The organism is Pantoea sp. GL120224-02 (assembly GCF_900215395.1).
Lineage (GTDB): Bacteria > Pseudomonadota > Gammaproteobacteria > Enterobacterales > Enterobacteriaceae > Pantoea > Pantoea communis.
The window spans coordinates 35,660-51,502 of the sequence record NZ_OBEC01000002.1 but is presented as its reverse complement, the minus strand read 5'-3'; the positions used below and the strand labels follow the sequence as shown (position 1 = coordinate 51,502).

General features: G+C 56.1%; 12 protein-coding genes. 9 read left to right on the top strand and 3 right to left on the bottom strand.

The features are described from left to right. The first annotated feature begins 67 nt into the window (after nucleotides 1–67). Nucleotides 68–2,365, top strand: a complete 2,298-nt coding sequence (gene bglX / locus CRO33_RS05100; protein ID WP_097117354.1) for a beta-glucosidase BglX — start codon at nucleotides 68–70, stop codon at nucleotides 2,363–2,365. Between the two features lie 122 nt (nucleotides 2,366–2,487). Next, on the top strand, nucleotides 2,488–3,075 hold the full coding sequence (locus tag CRO33_RS05095) for an oxygenase MpaB family protein (RefSeq protein WP_097117352.1): 588 nt from the start codon (nucleotides 2,488–2,490) through the stop codon (nucleotides 3,073–3,075). A gap of 2 nt (nucleotides 3,076–3,077) precedes the next feature. Here the strand turns inward: CRO33_RS05095 and CRO33_RS05090 are convergent, their stop codons facing one another. Continuing rightward, nucleotides 3,078–3,482, bottom strand: coding sequence for a hypothetical protein (locus CRO33_RS05090; protein ID WP_249221618.1), 405 nt, complete (start codon nucleotides 3,480–3,482; stop codon nucleotides 3,078–3,080). A gap of 114 nt (nucleotides 3,483–3,596) precedes the next feature. Between CRO33_RS05090 and CRO33_RS05085 the strand changes: the two genes are divergently transcribed. Together CRO33_RS05085 and CRO33_RS05080 are read left to right on the top strand one after the other, a co-directional pair. Continuing rightward, the gene (locus CRO33_RS05085; protein WP_097117349.1) at nucleotides 3,597–4,706 is read left to right on the top strand and encodes a suppressor of fused domain protein; all 1,110 of its coding nucleotides are present in this window, start codon (nucleotides 3,597–3,599) and stop codon (nucleotides 4,704–4,706) included. Between the two features lie 175 nt (nucleotides 4,707–4,881). Continuing rightward, on the top strand, nucleotides 4,882–6,777 hold the full coding sequence (locus tag CRO33_RS05080; RefSeq protein WP_097117347.1) for a methyl-accepting chemotaxis protein: 1,896 nt from the start codon (nucleotides 4,882–4,884) through the stop codon (nucleotides 6,775–6,777). Between the two features lie 387 nt (nucleotides 6,778–7,164). Here CRO33_RS05080 and CRO33_RS05070 read toward each other — a convergent pair whose 3' ends face one another. Beyond that, a complete protein-coding gene (locus CRO33_RS05070) occupies nucleotides 7,165–8,232 on the bottom strand; it encodes a LacI family DNA-binding transcriptional regulator (protein WP_097117345.1) in 1,068 nt (355 codons plus the stop codon). Between the two features lie 196 nt (nucleotides 8,233–8,428). Here CRO33_RS05070 and CRO33_RS05065 point away from each other — a divergent pair, with 196 nt between their 5' ends. The 4 genes from CRO33_RS05065 to idi all read left to right on the top strand — a co-directional run bounded on the left by CRO33_RS05065 (nucleotide 8,429) and on the right by idi (nucleotide 13,218). Then, on the top strand, nucleotides 8,429–9,598 hold the full coding sequence (locus tag CRO33_RS05065; RefSeq protein ID WP_097117343.1) for a Gfo/Idh/MocA family protein: 1,170 nt from the start codon (nucleotides 8,429–8,431) through the stop codon (nucleotides 9,596–9,598). A 10-nt stretch (nucleotides 9,599–9,608) separates the two neighbouring features. After that, nucleotides 9,609–10,673 carry a Gfo/Idh/MocA family protein gene (locus CRO33_RS05060; RefSeq protein ID WP_097117341.1) on the top strand — a complete coding sequence of 355 codons (1,065 nt, stop codon included), beginning with the start codon at nucleotides 9,609–9,611 and terminating at the stop codon, nucleotides 10,671–10,673. A gap of 104 nt (nucleotides 10,674–10,777) precedes the next feature. Further along, nucleotides 10,778–12,340, top strand: a complete 1,563-nt coding sequence (locus CRO33_RS05055) for an MFS transporter (protein ID WP_097117339.1) — start codon at nucleotides 10,778–10,780, stop codon at nucleotides 12,338–12,340. Between the two features lie 344 nt (nucleotides 12,341–12,684). Next, nucleotides 12,685–13,218 carry an isopentenyl-diphosphate Delta-isomerase gene (gene idi, locus CRO33_RS05050; RefSeq protein WP_097117336.1) on the top strand — a complete coding sequence of 178 codons (534 nt, stop codon included), beginning with the start codon at nucleotides 12,685–12,687 and terminating at the stop codon, nucleotides 13,216–13,218. Between the two features lie 29 nt (nucleotides 13,219–13,247). On the opposite strand, the gene CRO33_RS05045 is transcribed toward idi, so the two are convergent. Further along, entirely contained in the window at nucleotides 13,248–14,714 is a 1,467-nt protein-coding gene (locus CRO33_RS05045) for an MFS transporter (protein ID WP_097117335.1), read from the bottom strand. Between the two features lie 217 nt (nucleotides 14,715–14,931). On the opposite strand from CRO33_RS05045, the gene osmF reads away from it, so the two are divergent. Beyond that, entirely contained in the window at nucleotides 14,932–15,840 is a 909-nt protein-coding gene (gene osmF / locus CRO33_RS05040; protein WP_097117333.1) for a glycine betaine ABC transporter substrate-binding protein OsmF, read from the top strand. The last annotated feature ends 3 nt before the right edge of the window (nucleotides 15,841–15,843 follow it).

The following is a 15,843-nucleotide window of genomic DNA, read 5'->3' as shown; positions in this document are numbered from 1 at the left end:
CCTGAACTTGTGGCACACTGGCCCGGTTATTTCGATATTGCGCAGTCACTTAAGAGAACCCGACCTGATGAAATGGATTTGCTCTGTTAGCCTCGCTGTTTCCCTTGCCATGCAGCCTGCCTTCGCAGATGACCTGTTTGGCCCCCATCCGATGACTGAACAGGCGCGTGACGCCTTTGTTAACCAGCTGCTCGGCAAAATGACCCTTGATGAAAAAATCGGGCAGATGCGCTTGATCAGCGTGGGGCCAGACACGCCGAAGGAGGCAGTGCGCGACATGATCCAGCACGGTCAGGTTGGCGCAATCTTCAATACCGTCACGCGTCCGGATATTCGCGCGATGCAGGATCAGGTGATGCAACTGAGCCGCCTGAAAATTCCATTGTTCTTCGCTTACGACGTAGTGCACGGTCAGCGTACTATTTTCCCGATACCACTCGGCCTCGCGGCCAGCTGGGATCTGGATGCGATCGGTGAAGTCGGCCGCATCTCCGCTTATGAAGCCGCCGACGATGGTCTCAATATGACCTGGGCGCCGATGGTGGATGTCACGCGCGAACCGCGCTGGGGACGCGTGTCTGAAGGCTTCGGAGAAGACACTTTCCTGTCCTCGCAAATGGGCAGCGCGATGGTGAAATCCATGCAGGGCAAAAGCGCCGCCGACCGTTATTCGATCATGACCAGCGTGAAGCACTTCGCTGCCTATGGCGCAGTGGAAGGCGGACGTGATTACAACACTGTGGATATGAGCCCACAGCGCCTGTTCCAGGATTATCTGCCACCGTACAAAGCTTCGCTGGATGCGGGGAGTGGCGGCGTGATGGTAGCGCTCAACTCCCTCAACGGCACGCCAGCGACGGCGGATGGCTGGTTGCTGAAAGACCTGCTGCGCGGTGAGTGGAAATTTAAAGGCATCACTATCAGCGATCATGGCGCGATCAAAGAGTTGCTGAAGCACGGCGTGGCTAGCGATCCGCAGGATGCGGTGCGTATTGCGCTGAAGTCCGGCATCGATATGAGTATGAGCGATGAGTACTACAGCAAATACTTGCCTGGGCTGGTAAAGAGTGGCGCCGTTACCATGGCGGAGATCGACGATGCCGCGCGTCACGTGCTGAACGTCAAATATGATATGGGCTTGTTTAACGATCCCTACAGCCATTTAGGGCCGAAAGGCAGCGATCCGCAGGACACCAATGCCGAGAGCCGTCTGCATCGTGCAGAAGCACGTGACGTGGCGCGTAAGAGCATCGTGCTGCTGAAAAACTGGCATGAAACCTTACCGCTGAAAAAAGACGCCACCGTGGCGCTGGTGGGGCCATTGGCTGACAGCCAGCGTGACATTATGGGCAGCTGGTCAGCCGCGGGCGTGGCGAAACAGTCGATTCCGCTGCTGCAGGGTGTACGCAATGCGATGGCGGGCAAAGGCACCGTGCTGTATGCCAAAGGGGCCAACATCACCGATAACAAAGGTATTCAGGACTTCCTCAACCTTTACGAACAGGCGGTTAGCGTGGATAAACGCTCGCCGCAGGAATTGATTGATGAAGCCGTTGCCCAGGCGAAGAAAGCGGATGTCGTAGTCGCCGCTGTGGGTGAAGCGCAGGGGATGGCGCATGAGGCCTCCAGTCGCAGTGACCTGGTGATTCCGCCAAGCCAGCAAAAACTGCTGGCGGCGCTGAAAGCGACCGGTAAGCCGTTGGTGATTGTGTTGATGAACGGTCGTCCGCTGACAGTCGTCAACGAAGATCATATGGCTGATGCGATGCTCGAAACCTGGTTCAGCGGCACCGAAGGGGGGAATGCGATTGCGGACGTGTTGTTTGGCGACTACAACCCATCGGGCAAGCTGCCGATGTCCTTCCCGCGTTCCGTAGGACAGCTGCCGATTTACTACAATCACTTGCCAACCGGGCGTCCGTATAACTTCGCCAAGCCGAACAAGTACACCTCGCACTACTACGATGCGGTGAACGGTCCACTCTATCCGTTTGGTTACGGCCTGAGCTACACCACCTTTACGGTGTCACCAGTGAAGATGTCTGCGAAAACCATGCCGCGCACCGGCACAGTTGACGCGAGCGTTACCGTCACCAACACCGGCAAACGTGATGGTGCCACGGTGGTACAGATGTATCTCAACGATCCGGTGGCCAGCATCAGCCGCCCAGTGCAGGAGCTGCGTGGCTTCAAACGCATCATGCTGAAAGCGGGCGAGTCACAGACCGTAAGCTTTAAGATTGATGTGGATGCACTGAAATTCTGGAATCAAAAAATGCAGCATGTCGCCGAGCCGGGCAAATTCAACGTGATGATTGGCCTCGATTCGGTACGCACCCAAGACGGGCAGTTTGATTATCTGTAAGCGTTAGTTGTCGCCACTTTGTGGAACGGTGCGGTTTGTCGCAGGATGAATCGCACCGTTACCCCTGGCAGTATATGATAGGCCCGAGCTTATTCTGCCAACGGGCATAACCGACAAACGTCATGAACCTCCGCAATCGTATCCAGCAGCAAGTCTTTCGTCTTAACGGCCTCGCACTCAACGAATTCGATATTTCGCAGCCGCTGGGCGATCCGGGTTTGTTTGGTCCTGACCATGTGATCTGGCGCGTGCACGGCGACTTTCCTTCGATGTTATGTGGTGGCATCAGCGCCTTGATGTTGCAAATGCTGCATCCGGCCGCGCTGGCCGAGCAGGATCGTTATTACGATGAAGCGGCGCTCATCGCCGAAGCCTTAGGGGCGGAGAAGGTGCCCAAAACGGTACAGGCGGTGGAAGATTATCTGCAGGCGATGCGCCCGGAACTGATCTGTGATGAACGTACGCTGGAAGTGATGCAGCTATTAATTAATGCACCGGCCCCAAGCTGGCAGGCGAAACCGGCGATGCGGGTGATGCTAAAAGCCGGGATGGGGTTGTTACCGGACTGGGCGCAACAGCAAATTCAGCAGCCGATTAGCCCGTTGACACAGTGGCGCGTGGATAAAGAGATCGCGGTGATTGCCGGTTTGCTGCGCTGGTCGATTCAGCGCGGGGCTTATTCCCGCGCCATGCAACGTATGGGACGCTAACGTTACAAATGCAGCTCGTCCTGCTTTTTGGTGTAGGTGCGCGGTGTGCGGGCTTCACGTTTAAGGGTGAGCTGGCGCTGCTGATAATGATGAAGCAGCATCCCTAATCCCACTCCCAGCAGCGCTAATGGCAGCAAGCTGTAGTAAATGTCGATGGGTAACAACACCAATAGCACCGCACCACCGAGCATAAACGTGAGCGCTGACATCACCCATGTATAGCGAAGAAACAGCCACACTAAAATCGCGAAAATCACGACATCGCGCAGGTTCAAATCGAGGTTTTGCAGCACCATGCTGAGCAGCTCCGCAAGGAGGAATGTGCAGACAATAGCATGCGAGGCGGCAAATGAATCGCGAATTAATTTGAAGTTTGTCAGGGCGTTGTGCTGGCATTCATCAGTCATTCTCACGCTTCCTGACTGCACTTTGAGAGTTTTACCCTTGTATCACGTGGTGCGAGTGCCGATCCTGCTCTATTCTCAGGGAAAATGGATCCCTCAAGGCTTTGTCGAGGCGTTATGACACACCAACCTCTGATTGCTGAGGTGCCAAATCAGCAAAACACACTGACCGCCATCGTCGAACAGGATGCGCGCACGGCCTACTTTTACATCTGGCCCAACGATCTGTTTCGCAGTCAGTATGCGGTGCGCGGCTGCTGGCTGCGCAATCTGTTGCCTGCACCGGCGCGTGAAGATCGTGAAGCGATGGAGCAGGGCATTGCGCCTCTGCTCAGCGCAGAGTATTGCCGCACCTTAGAAGCCGAGCCGATGCTCGACCCTGCCGGTCTACAGATTTTGTGGGAACCGAGTGATGACGGTGCAGCCCTGTGGTATTACGGCCAACTGCTGGCGGTGATCCCCGGCTGGAGTCTGTATCAGGATAAGCAGGTGAGTTTCTCTGCTGGCTGCATCAAAGAGAATCGCCTGACCGCACCGCTCGGATCCGCTTCCACCAATGATTACTATGCACGCGCCGAGCAGCAGCGCCACTTCTGGCGTGACTGGCATGACGGCCATTTATGGGATGTTGTGCAGCATGAGCTGATGCAGTGCTACCAGGCGCAGTTTGGTGAGTCGGTAAAGTATTACGCTATCGATCAAGGGAGCTGGCCGCCAATGGCCATCTCTCAGCACTGGCACAATGGCGTGTGGGTTTTTCTCACGCTGGGTATGGGGATTCGGCCCATGCCGCAGGTGGATTACCTGTTTGATGAGCTGGCCCCGCAGTACCGCCGTGTTGAGCTGGCGATGGCAGTAGACGGTGAAGTGATGACCGAAGCCAATGCGGTGCAGATGGCCAGCGCGCTGGCAGAATTCGCGCACTTGCCGTGGGCGCGGCTGACGTGGATTGGCGAAGGGCACACGCTGGCATCGGAAGTGGCACCAGTGGGCTTCGAGAGTTTCCTGCTGGCCAATGGCTTAGCACCGGAAGTTGCCCAGTTCCGACTGCCCAAGCGCGATGACGATCGTCCGAATCTGCTGTGGGCGACACCGATCACCGAAGCGGAACGTCAGTTTGCTCAGGCCGATGACCGCGGTGGACAACAGCTGCTGCAGCGTTTGCAGGCAGAAGGTAATGACCATATATTTCGGCCACGTCAGGAAGTGGTGGACCCGCCGCAATAGCCCTCTCTGCGGGCGGTTGCCCGCACTCTGATGAGTAAGCGCGACGTTAGTCACCCTCCTAATGATCACCTAAATCAACTATTTGCATTTTTGTGATCTTGCTCACCTCAAGTTCCTCTGTAACACGCCGTTAACCTCGATCAGGCAACTCGCCAACCAGGGTAAGGGCACACTGATGTTAAAAACTACACAATCTCGTTTTACCGCGACGTTGGTCGCATTTTTCGTGGTACTGATGCTGGTTACCGTGGTGGTGATCAATCAGTTTGTGGCACCGCAGTTGAGTCAAAACGAAAGCCGATTAGTGCGCTATGAGGTGGATGGCCTGGCGGGACGTATTGTCGAACAGATGAACCGCGTGCAGGCGCAGCAACGTGCCATTACCGAAGCCGCAGGCGTGATGGATAGCGCGGCCATAGACAACTTGCTGCCTGCGCTGGTGAACCAGTATCAGGACAGCAACGTATTTGGCGGCGGTATCTGGCCGCTGCCTAATCGCCGCGATCCGGCGAAGGAAAAAGACAGTTCGTTCTTCGCCCGTAACGCCAGCAACCAGTTACAGGTCAACACTTACTGGAACTCCGACGCAGCGGACAAATACTGGGAGCAGCCGTGGTACAAAGACGGTATGGCCGCGGCCAAAGGGCAATGTGCCTGGGCTAAAGCCTATCAGGATGCGGCCAGCCCGCAGCCGCGTACCAACTGTGCGATGGCGATTTATCGTGATGGCACGGTGTGGGGGGTATCAACCATCGACGTAACGCTCGGTTTCTTCAACCAACTGGCGAAACAGATGGGCGACGCCATTCACGGACGTGTGTTGATCGTTGAAGCGGATGGCAAAGTGGTGGGCAACGCCGCACTGCTGGAAGGTGCACCGAAGCTGGAAAATCTCGCGGATACGCAGCTGCCGATGGCGGGTGCGCTGAAAGGTCTGCTGAGCCAGGCAGGTCATCAGCCTACGCAAACCACCTTTAAAGGCGAAGATGGCGAGCACACGCTGTTCCTGCAGGCGATCGCCGGTAGCCCGTGGTATCTCGCCAGCGATGTGCCGTCCAGTTTGCTGGATGCGCAAACCCACAGCATGCTGACTCGCCTGGGCCTGGTGCAGATCCCGCTGGCGGTGATCCTGCTGCTGGTGCTGCTCGGCTTCGTGCGCGCCATGATGAAACGTCTTAGCCTGCTGAACCGCAATATCGAAGCGCTGTCGACTGGCGGCGCGGATTTAACCCAGCGTCTGCCTGCCAGCAACAGCCCGGAATTTAACGCGGTGGCGCAGAGCTTTAACCAGTTTATTGAGTATCTGCAGGGGCTGATGCGTCAGGTCGGCGACAGCGCACTGGCGATTACCTCTGCCTCGCGTGAAATTGCCAGCGGCAATGCCGATCTGTCTGCGCGTACTGAATCGCAGGCCAGTTCGATTGTCGAAACCGCCGCGTCAATGGAAGAGCTGACCGGCACGGTACGTCAGAACGCCGACAATGCTACCCATGCCAATCAATTGGCGGACGGTGCCTCGCAGGTGGCGGCGCGCGGAACGGACGTGGTGCGTCAGGTGGTCACCACCATGGGAGCGATTAATCACTCATCACGTAAGGTGGTGGATATCATCAGCGTGATTGACAGCATCGCCTTCCAGACCAATATCCTCGCACTTAACGCGGCGGTGGAAGCGGCCCGAGCGGGTGAGCAGGGGCGTGGATTTGCTGTGGTGGCGTCAGAAGTGCGTAATCTGGCGCAGCGCTCCGCTAACTCGGCGCGTGAGATCAAGAAGCTGATTGAGGAGTCGGTGGCCAATATCGATACCGGCAGCCAGCTGGTGGAACAAGCCGGTCAAACCATGGATGAGCTGATGCAGGGCGTGAGCAGCGTGACCACCCTGATGAGTGAAATCATGTCTGCCAGTCGCGAGCAAAGCATGGGCATCGAGCAGGTTAATCTGGCAATCACGCAGCTGGATGGCAGCACCCAGCAGAATGCCGCGCTGGTCGAGCAGGTGTCGGCTGCCGCGCGCGCCATGGAAGAGCAGAGCGTGCAGCTGGAGCTGGTGGTGCAGAGCTTTAAGTTGTAAGGCTGGGCGATTTACCACAAGTGATAACGCAGGCTGGTGCCGCTCAGGGGCCGGCGGTCTTCGCGCCGCTGACGCGGTACCCTCACGTCATTCGTCCGCCTTACGGACCGGCTGGGATGGAACATCCCTGTTCCAGCCCAGCCTTTCGGCCGCATCCATGCGGTCTCTCCTGGCAGACTCACTCTGTTCGGCGCTGCGGATTGCCTGCCCCTGAGCGGCACCAGCCTGCTTCTGAGCTTAGGTGTGGTTTGTTAGAAAAGGCTATGTGCTTGAGGCTTGAACGGATTGGTAATTCAAAAGGTTTAGCATCAGCGCTGAGGTTTTGATGTTGGGCTTGGGTGCACAGGCACGATGCGCTGATGACGTGCGTTTCTGCTTTAGGGCATCTCACGGAAACGCGTTGCGGATCTCTTCTCGTGCCGCATGGCGGGTGGCATTCGCCACCGTGCCGCGATCCACCAGTTTCCCCTGCAACAACAGATTGTAAATCGACGACTGCGGACGATTGAGGCGGTTCTGGATCAGTTGGATCGCTTCATAACCCAGCTCGCGACAGGGCACCGCAAAGCCGGTGATGGGCATCTCCGGCGATCCTTCCAGCCGGCTGGCTAAATCTGTCGTCATCAGCGAAATATCTTCGGGAATGCGCAAGCCGCGTGACAGCAGTGCATTCTGCACGCCGGTAATAATGCCTTTGCCGCCGGGCAGAATCACATCTGGCCACTGATCGCGTGGGTGCGTATCCAGCCAGTGATTCAGTGCGATCTCGGTGTCCTGCGAGGAGTAGGCTTCGATGACGATCAAATCCTGCTGGGCATTAAACGGCATATGAAAATGGCGGTAGGCGTCTTTGATCCCTTCCAGACGCAAAAACAGCGTCTCACGTCGCAGGCAGGTCACGGTCAACACCCGGCGGTGGCCTTGCTCAAACAGATGCTGCATAGCGCTGAAACCAATCGCCCGATGATCGGGTGACACCGCATCCAGCCGCATATCTTTATCACGAGAGTTAATCAGCACACAGGGTTTACCGAGTGACGCCGCCAGACTGAAGATCGCTTGATCGTCGGTGCCGATAATGATGATGGCGCTGATGTTTTTTGCTGCGGCTTTTTCCAGAAACAGCTTCACATCGGCGCGCTGTTCCTCCAGTGGGCAATAGCTGATATGCACATCATGCGACGCGCAGGCCTCAGCAATCCCGCGTGTCACTTCATGGTAAAAGTGATCGCCGCGTGGGGTGAAAGTGCGTCCTGGGGCAAACACCACAATGTCATTGATCAGCAGGCGACCACTCACCATTTCCTGCAATACACCTAGCCTGCGCGCGCAGTCGACAATCGCCTCACGCGCTTTTTCGCTGGTGTAGGATTTCCCGCTCAACACGCGTGAAACCGTACTCACTGAGTAGCCGGTGATTGCTGAAATTTCGTCCATTCTGAGCTTGCCAGCCATAGTGTGATCCCCATCCCAATCAATTTTTGCAAATTTTTGCAGACGCAGTGGACTGATATTAAGACGGTTTTACATTTGGTTCACAAACTCATGCATCGCTCTGCGAGCATTCTCACAAAAACAGATTGTCCGGTCAGCAGCGCTTTTTTATGTTCCTCGCAGACACCTCAACAGCGGTCATGAGCGGAGAATCACGATGTTAAAAATTGCGATAGTGGGCATGGGCAATATTGCCAATTCACATATCCAGGCGTTTCTGCAGTTTCCTGAGCGCGGCAGAATTGTCGCGGTAGCGGACGTGTATCCCGAAAAAGCGCGGGAGAAATTGCAGCGCTACGGCCTGCTCGATGTGCGGGTTTACCAGGATCACCGCGAGATGCTGGCCGAGGGCGCAGATATCGACGTGGTCGACGTCTGTACGCCGCCTTATGTGCATGCGGAAAACACCATTGCGGCCCTGCAGGCGGGCAAGCATGTGCTGTGCGAAAAGCCTATGGCGGCCTCGCTGGAAGAGTGCGATGCGATGATTGCTGCGCAAAAAGCCAGTGGCAAAATTCTGTCAGTGGTGGCGCAGAACCGCTTCACCGATGCGTTCTGGCAGTTGAAAGCGGCAGTGGATTCGGGCCTGGCGGGCAAAATTTGCCACGCGCAAATCGATTCATTCTGGTGGCGTGGCCATTCGTACTACGACCTGTGGTGGCGCGGCACCTGGGAGAAAGAGGGCGGCGGCTGCACGATTAACCATGCGGTCCACCACATCGATGCCATGCAATGGATGCTCGGTGCGCCCAGTGAAGTGGTGGCGATGATCGGCAACGTGGCGCACGACAATGCCGAAGTGGAAGATCTCAGCGCCGCGATTTTCCGCTATCCCAACGGCACGCTGGCGCAGTTGACCGCTTCTGTGGTGCATCACGGTGAAGATCAGAAAATCGTGCTGCAGGGTGAGAAAGCACGTCTCTCAGCGCCGTGGAAAGCGGTCGCCATGCAGGCGGCAGAGAATGGCTTCCCGGAAAAAGAGAACAATCTGGCGCTGGAGCAGGAGCTGGATCGCCTGCATGCCAGCACCGCACCGCTCACCTGGACACTGCACGCCGGACAGGTCGATGACTTCTTCTCAGCGATCGAACAGCAGCGTGCACCGCTGATTGATGGTGAGCAGGGCAAACGCTCGCTGGAACTGATTACCGCCATCTACAAGTCGGCCATCACCAAAAGCACCGTCTCGTTACCGATCCCCAAAGAGGATGCTTTTTATCGCACTGGCGGGCTGATCGCCTATGCACCGCACTTCTACGAAAAACAGGCTTCGGTAGACAACTTCGCCGATGTTGATGACATCCCATTGGGTAAAAACTTTGCGTGAGGAAACAACCATGAACAAACAGGATGGCATGAACTACGCGCCGAAAGGCAAACCACAACCGGTGGTGCAGCCGGGGGAATTTATCATTGCGGCGGCAGGACTGGATCACGGCCACATTTATGGCATGTGCAATGGCCTGACCGAGGCCGGAGCCACGCTGAAGTGGGTATACGATCCCGATGCCGCCAAAGTCGATAAGTTTGTGCAGCAGTTCCCGCAGGTGCAGATCGCCGATTCGCTGGAGACCATTCTGGCCGATGCGCAGGTGCAACTGGTGGCAGGCGCTGCGATTCCCTCGGAACGCTGTGCGCTGGGGCTGAAAGTGATGGCGGCGGGCAAGGATTACTTCACGGATAAAGCCCCGCTCACCAGCCTGGAACAGCTGGAAGACGCCAAAGCGATGTGCGCTAAAACCGGGCGCAAATATGCGGTGTATTACAGCGAACGTCTGCACGTGGAGAGCGCGGTGTTTGCCGGACAGCTGGTAGAGAAAGGGGCTATCGGCCAGGTGGTGCAAACTTTGGGTACCGGCCCACATCGTGAAGGCACCGGACGGCCCGACTGGTTCTATCAGCGTCGCTATTTCGGCGGCATCCTGTGTGACATCGGCAGCCATCAAATTGAGCAATTCCTCTACTACACCGGCAACAGCGACGCCACGGTGGTGGCGAGCCAGGTGCGGAATTTCCGCCATCCACAGCACCCGCAATTTGAGGACTTTGGCGATGCGATGCTGGCTGGCGAGAACGGCGCCAACGGCTACTTCCGCTGCGACTGGTTTACGCCGGATGGCTTATCCACCTGGGGTGATGGGCGCATGACGTTGCTCGGCACGGACGGTTATATCGAGATCCGCAAATACACCGATCTCACACGCGGTGAGCAGGACGTGGTGTATCTGGTGAACAAAGAAGGAGAGTTCCGCTATGCCGTTTCCGGTGAAGTGGGCTTCCCGTTCTTTGGACAGCTGATTAACGACTGCCTCCATCGTACAGAGCACGCCATGACGCAAGCCCATGCCTTTAAGGCGGCGGAACTCTGTGTCAAAGCGCAGATGCTAGCCAATGCGGGATAGCATCCCGGCCCTATAAGTTGATTTCCAATTCTGTTGATAACAACGGCGGCAGGGCATAGCACCTTGCCGCTATTACATACCCTACCAGAACAGGAATCGGATCGATGGTTAAACCTACAGAACGTCGCGTCGGTTATGGCGTCGCGATCGGCTACGGCCTGACGGATCTCTTTGGCGGCGGTGCCTTTGCGGTGATTGGCACCTGGTTGCTGTTTTTCTATACCACCTACTGCGGATTATCGGTGTTTGAAGCGGGCTCGATATTTGCCATCGCCCGCGTCATCGATGCGATATTAAGTCCGATCATGGGCTACATTACTGACAACTTCGGCAATACCTGGCTGGGGCGAAAATTTGGCCGCCGCCGTTTCTTCCTGCTGATCTCCTCTCCCTTAATGCTGCTGTATGGCGCGCTGTGGGTGACGGATATGGGCTACTGGTACTATCTCGGCACTTATCTCACCATCGAACTGCTGTCGGCAATGGTGCTGGTGCCGTGGGAAACCTTGTCCTCGGAGATGACCAATCGCTTTAGCGAGCGCACGCGTCTTTCGGGCGTGCGCCTAATGTTCTCAGCGCTTGGCAGTTTCCTTGCCGTCTCAGTGCCGGGCATCATCATGACCTATACCGGCAAAGACAACGCCATTACCTATACGCTGACCGGCGTCATCTTCTCGGTGATTTACTACGTGGCGGTGTTTATTACCTGGTTGACCACCTGGGAGGCCAAAGATATTCAGCCGGAAGAGGATGTGGCGCAACATTCGGCGCGCCAGGGGAGCCTGAAGGCCCACCTAAAGTATCTGTTTGTCGATTTGGCATCGTCATTCAAAATCAAAGCCTTTCGTCAGCATCTGCTGATTTATATCTGCTCCTTCACCGCGATGGATGCCTTTCTGGCGGTGTTCACCTATTTCGTGATCTACGGCCTGAAGCAGGATGCCTCACTGGCTTCACTGCTGCTAAGTAACATGATGTTTATGTCGATTCCCGGCACTTTCATTTTCATGATGCTGCTTGGCCGCTTTAATATGACGCCCTCCAACGCGCTGCGTATGTCCTACCTGAGTATCGTCGCTATCTTCCTGTTCCTGTTTGCGGTTTATCTGTGGCAATGGCAGGTGCCCACGCTGCTGTTCAGCGCAGTCTTTCTGTTTTTGGGCATCGTGCGCGCCGGGCTGTTTTACATTCCGTGGAACATCTACAGCTTTATTCCCGATATTGATGAGATGGTGACCTGTAAGCGGCGTGAAGGGATATTTGCTGGTGTCATGGTGTTGACGCGTAAAAGTTCGGTGGCCATCGCCATTTTCATGATTGGCATCGTGCTGCAGGAGAGTGGTTTTGTGAAAGGCAACGGTGCGCAACCGGAGAGCGCCATCCATGCGATTGTCGGGTTGATGGTGTTTGTCACCACGGCACTGCTGGCGGCGAGCTTCTGGCTGACCTTTAAATTCAAACTGACGCAGCGTAGCCATAAGTTGCTAATCAAAGAGGTGGCGCGCCGCAAACTGGGTGGCACGGCAAGAGGTTGCGATGCTGAAACGCGTGTGGTGATTAAAGATCTCACTGGCTATGCATATGATGAAGTGTGGGGCGCAAGCCGGCATACAACTGCCCGCGATACGACAATCGAATCCGAGCTAAAACTGAAGGGGCGGCTTTAAACGCGAATGCCTGTCAGGTAATCACTCAGTCAAATCAGGCTGCCCTTTAAGAGAGGGCAGCCTTATCTGTGCGCATAGGCGGAATTGAGCGGTCAGAGCGTGGCGACGACAGACTCAAGGCGGCCCGGGACTGTGCACGCCTCCGCATCCTGGCTGATAACGATGACGACTTTATAGCGCCCATGGTTGGCCGATTTGAATTCTACATCCTGAGTCGTTACCGCTTTGTCTGATGACTGCTAAGCTTAAATTTCTCTACTTAAGCGCACGGAATGTGCGCGATTTCCTCAGTTTCAGTCTTTGAGGTTGTGTACAATAGCTGAGAATTATCTGAAGGAGTTGTCATGCCCGCCATTGAAGTTATTCTCGTCGACCACCTCGATCGTCCCACCGGCAAGATGGAAAAGCTGGAAGTACATGAGAAAGGATTGCTGCATCGTGCGGTGACGGTCTACGTGTTCAATTCGCGCCATGAACTGCTGCTGCAACGTCGTGCAAACGGTAAATATCATTGTGGCGGCTTGTGGAGCAACACCTGCTGCGGCCACCCTTATCCGCAGGAATCGACCCGGGATGCCGCTGAACGTCGCTTGCGTGAAGAGATGGGGATGCAAGTAGCGCTGACGCCAGTGTTCGAACTGAGCTACAACCTGCCATTAAGCAACGGTCTGACCGAGCACGAGTATGGTCATGTATTCTTCGCCACCAGTGATATTGAACCCAACCTGAATCCGGAAGAAGCGGATGCCTGGTGTTATCGCTCGATTGAGCAGATTCAGCAGGAGATGCTGGATCAACCCGAACAATTTACGCCCTGGTTCCTACACACCTTCCCGCGCATTCCCCATACGTTTGGCGATTTCCGCCTGACCGCATAAAAAACGCCCCTTAACGGGGCGTTGTTGTCTCAAGTGAAGTCTTCCGCATCCACATCGTAGCCTGAGGGCTCCCAGCGGATCGCCAGCAGCGCCAGCAAGCCAATCAGCGGGGCGAGGAAAATCACCCAGAACACGCCGGTGCCGAATGCCGCCACCAGTAGTGGGAACAGGAACAGCGACACGGTTGAACTGCCGCGCATCAGCGTCTGGTTAAAACCAACCCCCACGCCGCGCAGTGAAGCAGGGTAGCTCAGCGAGGCAAAGGTCATGGTGTGTGAGCCCGGACCGAACCCCTGACCAAACAGGAACAGCGCTAGCATCGCAATCGCCAGTGCCGCTTGTTCACCGCCTTCCGGGCGACCAATCAGCGCTAACCCCAGAAGGGCAATGCACTGACAGCTGTAACCCGCCACCGACATCTTCCACGCGCCGAGACGCGGCACCAGACGCACGGCCAGCAAGCCACCCACGAAAGCGAACAGCAGATTCAACGCCAGCGACACCAAAATAGTGGTCAGCATCGATTGCGCAAAGAAGCTGGAGATGATCACCGGCAGGCCAAAGGCCACCGCGTTGTAGGCGAACGAAGAGGCGATGGAGGTGACGGTCGCCAGAATAGTACGACGACGATAAACCCCCTGTAGCAGCGCGCCATAGTTACGCCAGCTGGCTTTGCGCACCGGCTTGGCCTGCGTCAGTTCGGCATCTTCCGCGACATGGGCATTGATGTTGTAGGAGCGCTGCAGGATCTGCGCGGCGCCGTGCAGGTTGCCCTGATTGGCCGCCCACACTGGAGACTCACTCATATAACGGCTGCGAATGGCAATAATCAGCAGCGCAGGTACCGCGCCGAAGCCGAGGATCAGTCGCCACAACCAGTCGGTGTGACTTTCCGGCAGCACCGCATACAGCAGCAGCACCAGCAGATAGGAAATACTGATTGCCGCATACCAGGTGGGACACCACATTGCCACGCTGGCGGCCTTATTCCCTTGCCCGCGCAGTTTAGAAAACTCGGCAAGAAACGCCATGGCGACAGGAAGATCGATGCCCACGCCCAATCCCATCACAAAGCGTGCACCGCCCAACACGTATTCGTTCGGGGCAAAGGCGCAGGCCAGCGCCGCAACCACAAAGAAGAACATATCCGCCATAAACACGCGGTAGCGGCCAATTTTATCGGTGAGATAACCGCCAATCAGCGCACCCACAATCGCGCCGAAGGTAATCGCGGAGGCCACCATCCCGGTGCCGGTCGGCGTCAGGTTAAATTCGCGCGTGACATCTTTGATACCAAAGGCCAGTGCGCCAAGGTCGTAGGCATCGAGGAACACACCGCCGAGGGCGATGGCCACCACGATGCGCGCATTGCTGCGAGACTCGTTGCTGTTGTTCACGAGATTCGATACGTCAGCCGCGCTGCGAATCCATTTGGTTTCGCCAGTCGGCGTATTCCCTGCCAGCGCCACGTGCGCCGGAGAAGCTAAGTCGGACATGATGTTATGTATTTTATTGTAAAGAGTGGGACTATGAGAATAAGCCTGTACCTACGCATTAAAAATTCCATTTGGTTATATGTCCTGCGAATGGGTTATAAGCAATGTGCGTTAAATAGCAGAAAAAGCTCGAACTGGGGCGCTTGACCGCCCCCATCCTGTTTCGCCAGGCTACGCTTGATAGTCACAGACTGAAATATAAGCAGAGGACAGCGGCATGATTAAGCAGGGGTTATTGGGGATGATCGCATTAGCGATGAGTGTGGGCGCTGCAAATGCGGCCGATCCGGTTAAGGTCGGTTCAAAGATAGATACGGAAGGCTCGCTGTTAGGCAACATTATTCTGCAGGTGCTGGATAAACATGGGGTGAAAACCGTTAACAAGATCCAGCTCGGCACCACGCAGGTCGTGCGCGGAGCCATCACCGCAGGTGAACTGGATATCTACCCGGAATACACCGGCAACGGCGCCTTCTTCTTCAGTGATGAGAAAGATGCTGCCTGGAAAAATGCGCAGCAGGGCTATGAGAAGGTGAAAAAGCTCGATGCGGATAAAAATCATCTGGTGTGGTTAACCCCTGCGCCCGCCAACAATACCTGGACCATCGCGGTGCGCGGCGATGTGGCACAGAAAAATAGTCTCAACTCCCTCGACGATCTCAGCGCCTACCTGAAAAAAGGCGGCACCTTTAAACTGGCGGCGTCGGCGGAATTTATCGAACGCAGCGATGCGCTACCCGCTTTTGAAAAAGCCTACAACTTCAAGCTGGATCAGTCACAGCTACTGTCGCTGGCGGGCGGTGATACGGCGGTAACCATCAAAGCGGCGGCACAGCAAACCTCTGGCGTCAACGCAGCCATGGCCTATGGCACCGATGGCCCGGTGGCGGCGCTCGGTTTGCAAACGCTGACCGATCCCAAAGGCGTGCAGCCAATTTATGCCCCTGCGCCAGTGATTCGGGAAAGCGTGCTGAAACAGTATCCGGAGATCGGTAACTGGTTGCAGCCGGTGTTCAGTAAGCTGGATGAGAAAACCCTGCAACAACTCAATGCACAGATTGCGGTTGATGGTCAGGATGCCAGCCAGGTGGCGAAACAGTGGCTACAGCAGAATAAGTTGCTGTAAGCG

Coding starts and splice junctions, on each gene's coding strand:
- CRO33_RS05095 (WP_097117352.1), top strand. CDS start 2,488: ATGAACCTCCGCAATCGTATCCAGCAGCAAGTCTTTCGTCTTAACGGC.
- CRO33_RS05085 (WP_097117349.1), top strand. CDS start 3,597: ATGACACACCAACCTCTGATTGCTGAGGTGCCAAATCAGCAAAACACA.
- CRO33_RS05060 (WP_097117341.1), top strand. CDS start 9,609: ATGAACAAACAGGATGGCATGAACTACGCGCCGAAAGGCAAACCACAA.
- CRO33_RS05055 (WP_097117339.1), top strand. CDS start 10,778: ATGGTTAAACCTACAGAACGTCGCGTCGGTTATGGCGTCGCGATCGGC.
- idi (WP_097117336.1), top strand. CDS start 12,685: ATGCCCGCCATTGAAGTTATTCTCGTCGACCACCTCGATCGTCCCACC.
- CRO33_RS05065 (WP_097117343.1), top strand. CDS start 8,429: ATGTTAAAAATTGCGATAGTGGGCATGGGCAATATTGCCAATTCACAT.
- CRO33_RS05090 (WP_249221618.1), bottom strand. CDS start 3,482: ATGACTGATGAATGCCAGCACAACGCCCTGACAAACTTCAAATTAATT.
- CRO33_RS05080 (WP_097117347.1), top strand. CDS start 4,882: ATGTTAAAAACTACACAATCTCGTTTTACCGCGACGTTGGTCGCATTT.
- CRO33_RS05045 (WP_097117335.1), bottom strand. CDS start 14,714: ATGTCCGACTTAGCTTCTCCGGCGCACGTGGCGCTGGCAGGGAATACG.
- osmF (WP_097117333.1), top strand. CDS start 14,932: ATGATTAAGCAGGGGTTATTGGGGATGATCGCATTAGCGATGAGTGTG.
- bglX (WP_097117354.1), top strand. CDS start 68: ATGAAATGGATTTGCTCTGTTAGCCTCGCTGTTTCCCTTGCCATGCAG.
- CRO33_RS05070 (WP_097117345.1), bottom strand. CDS start 8,232: ATGGCTGGCAAGCTCAGAATGGACGAAATTTCAGCAATCACCGGCTAC.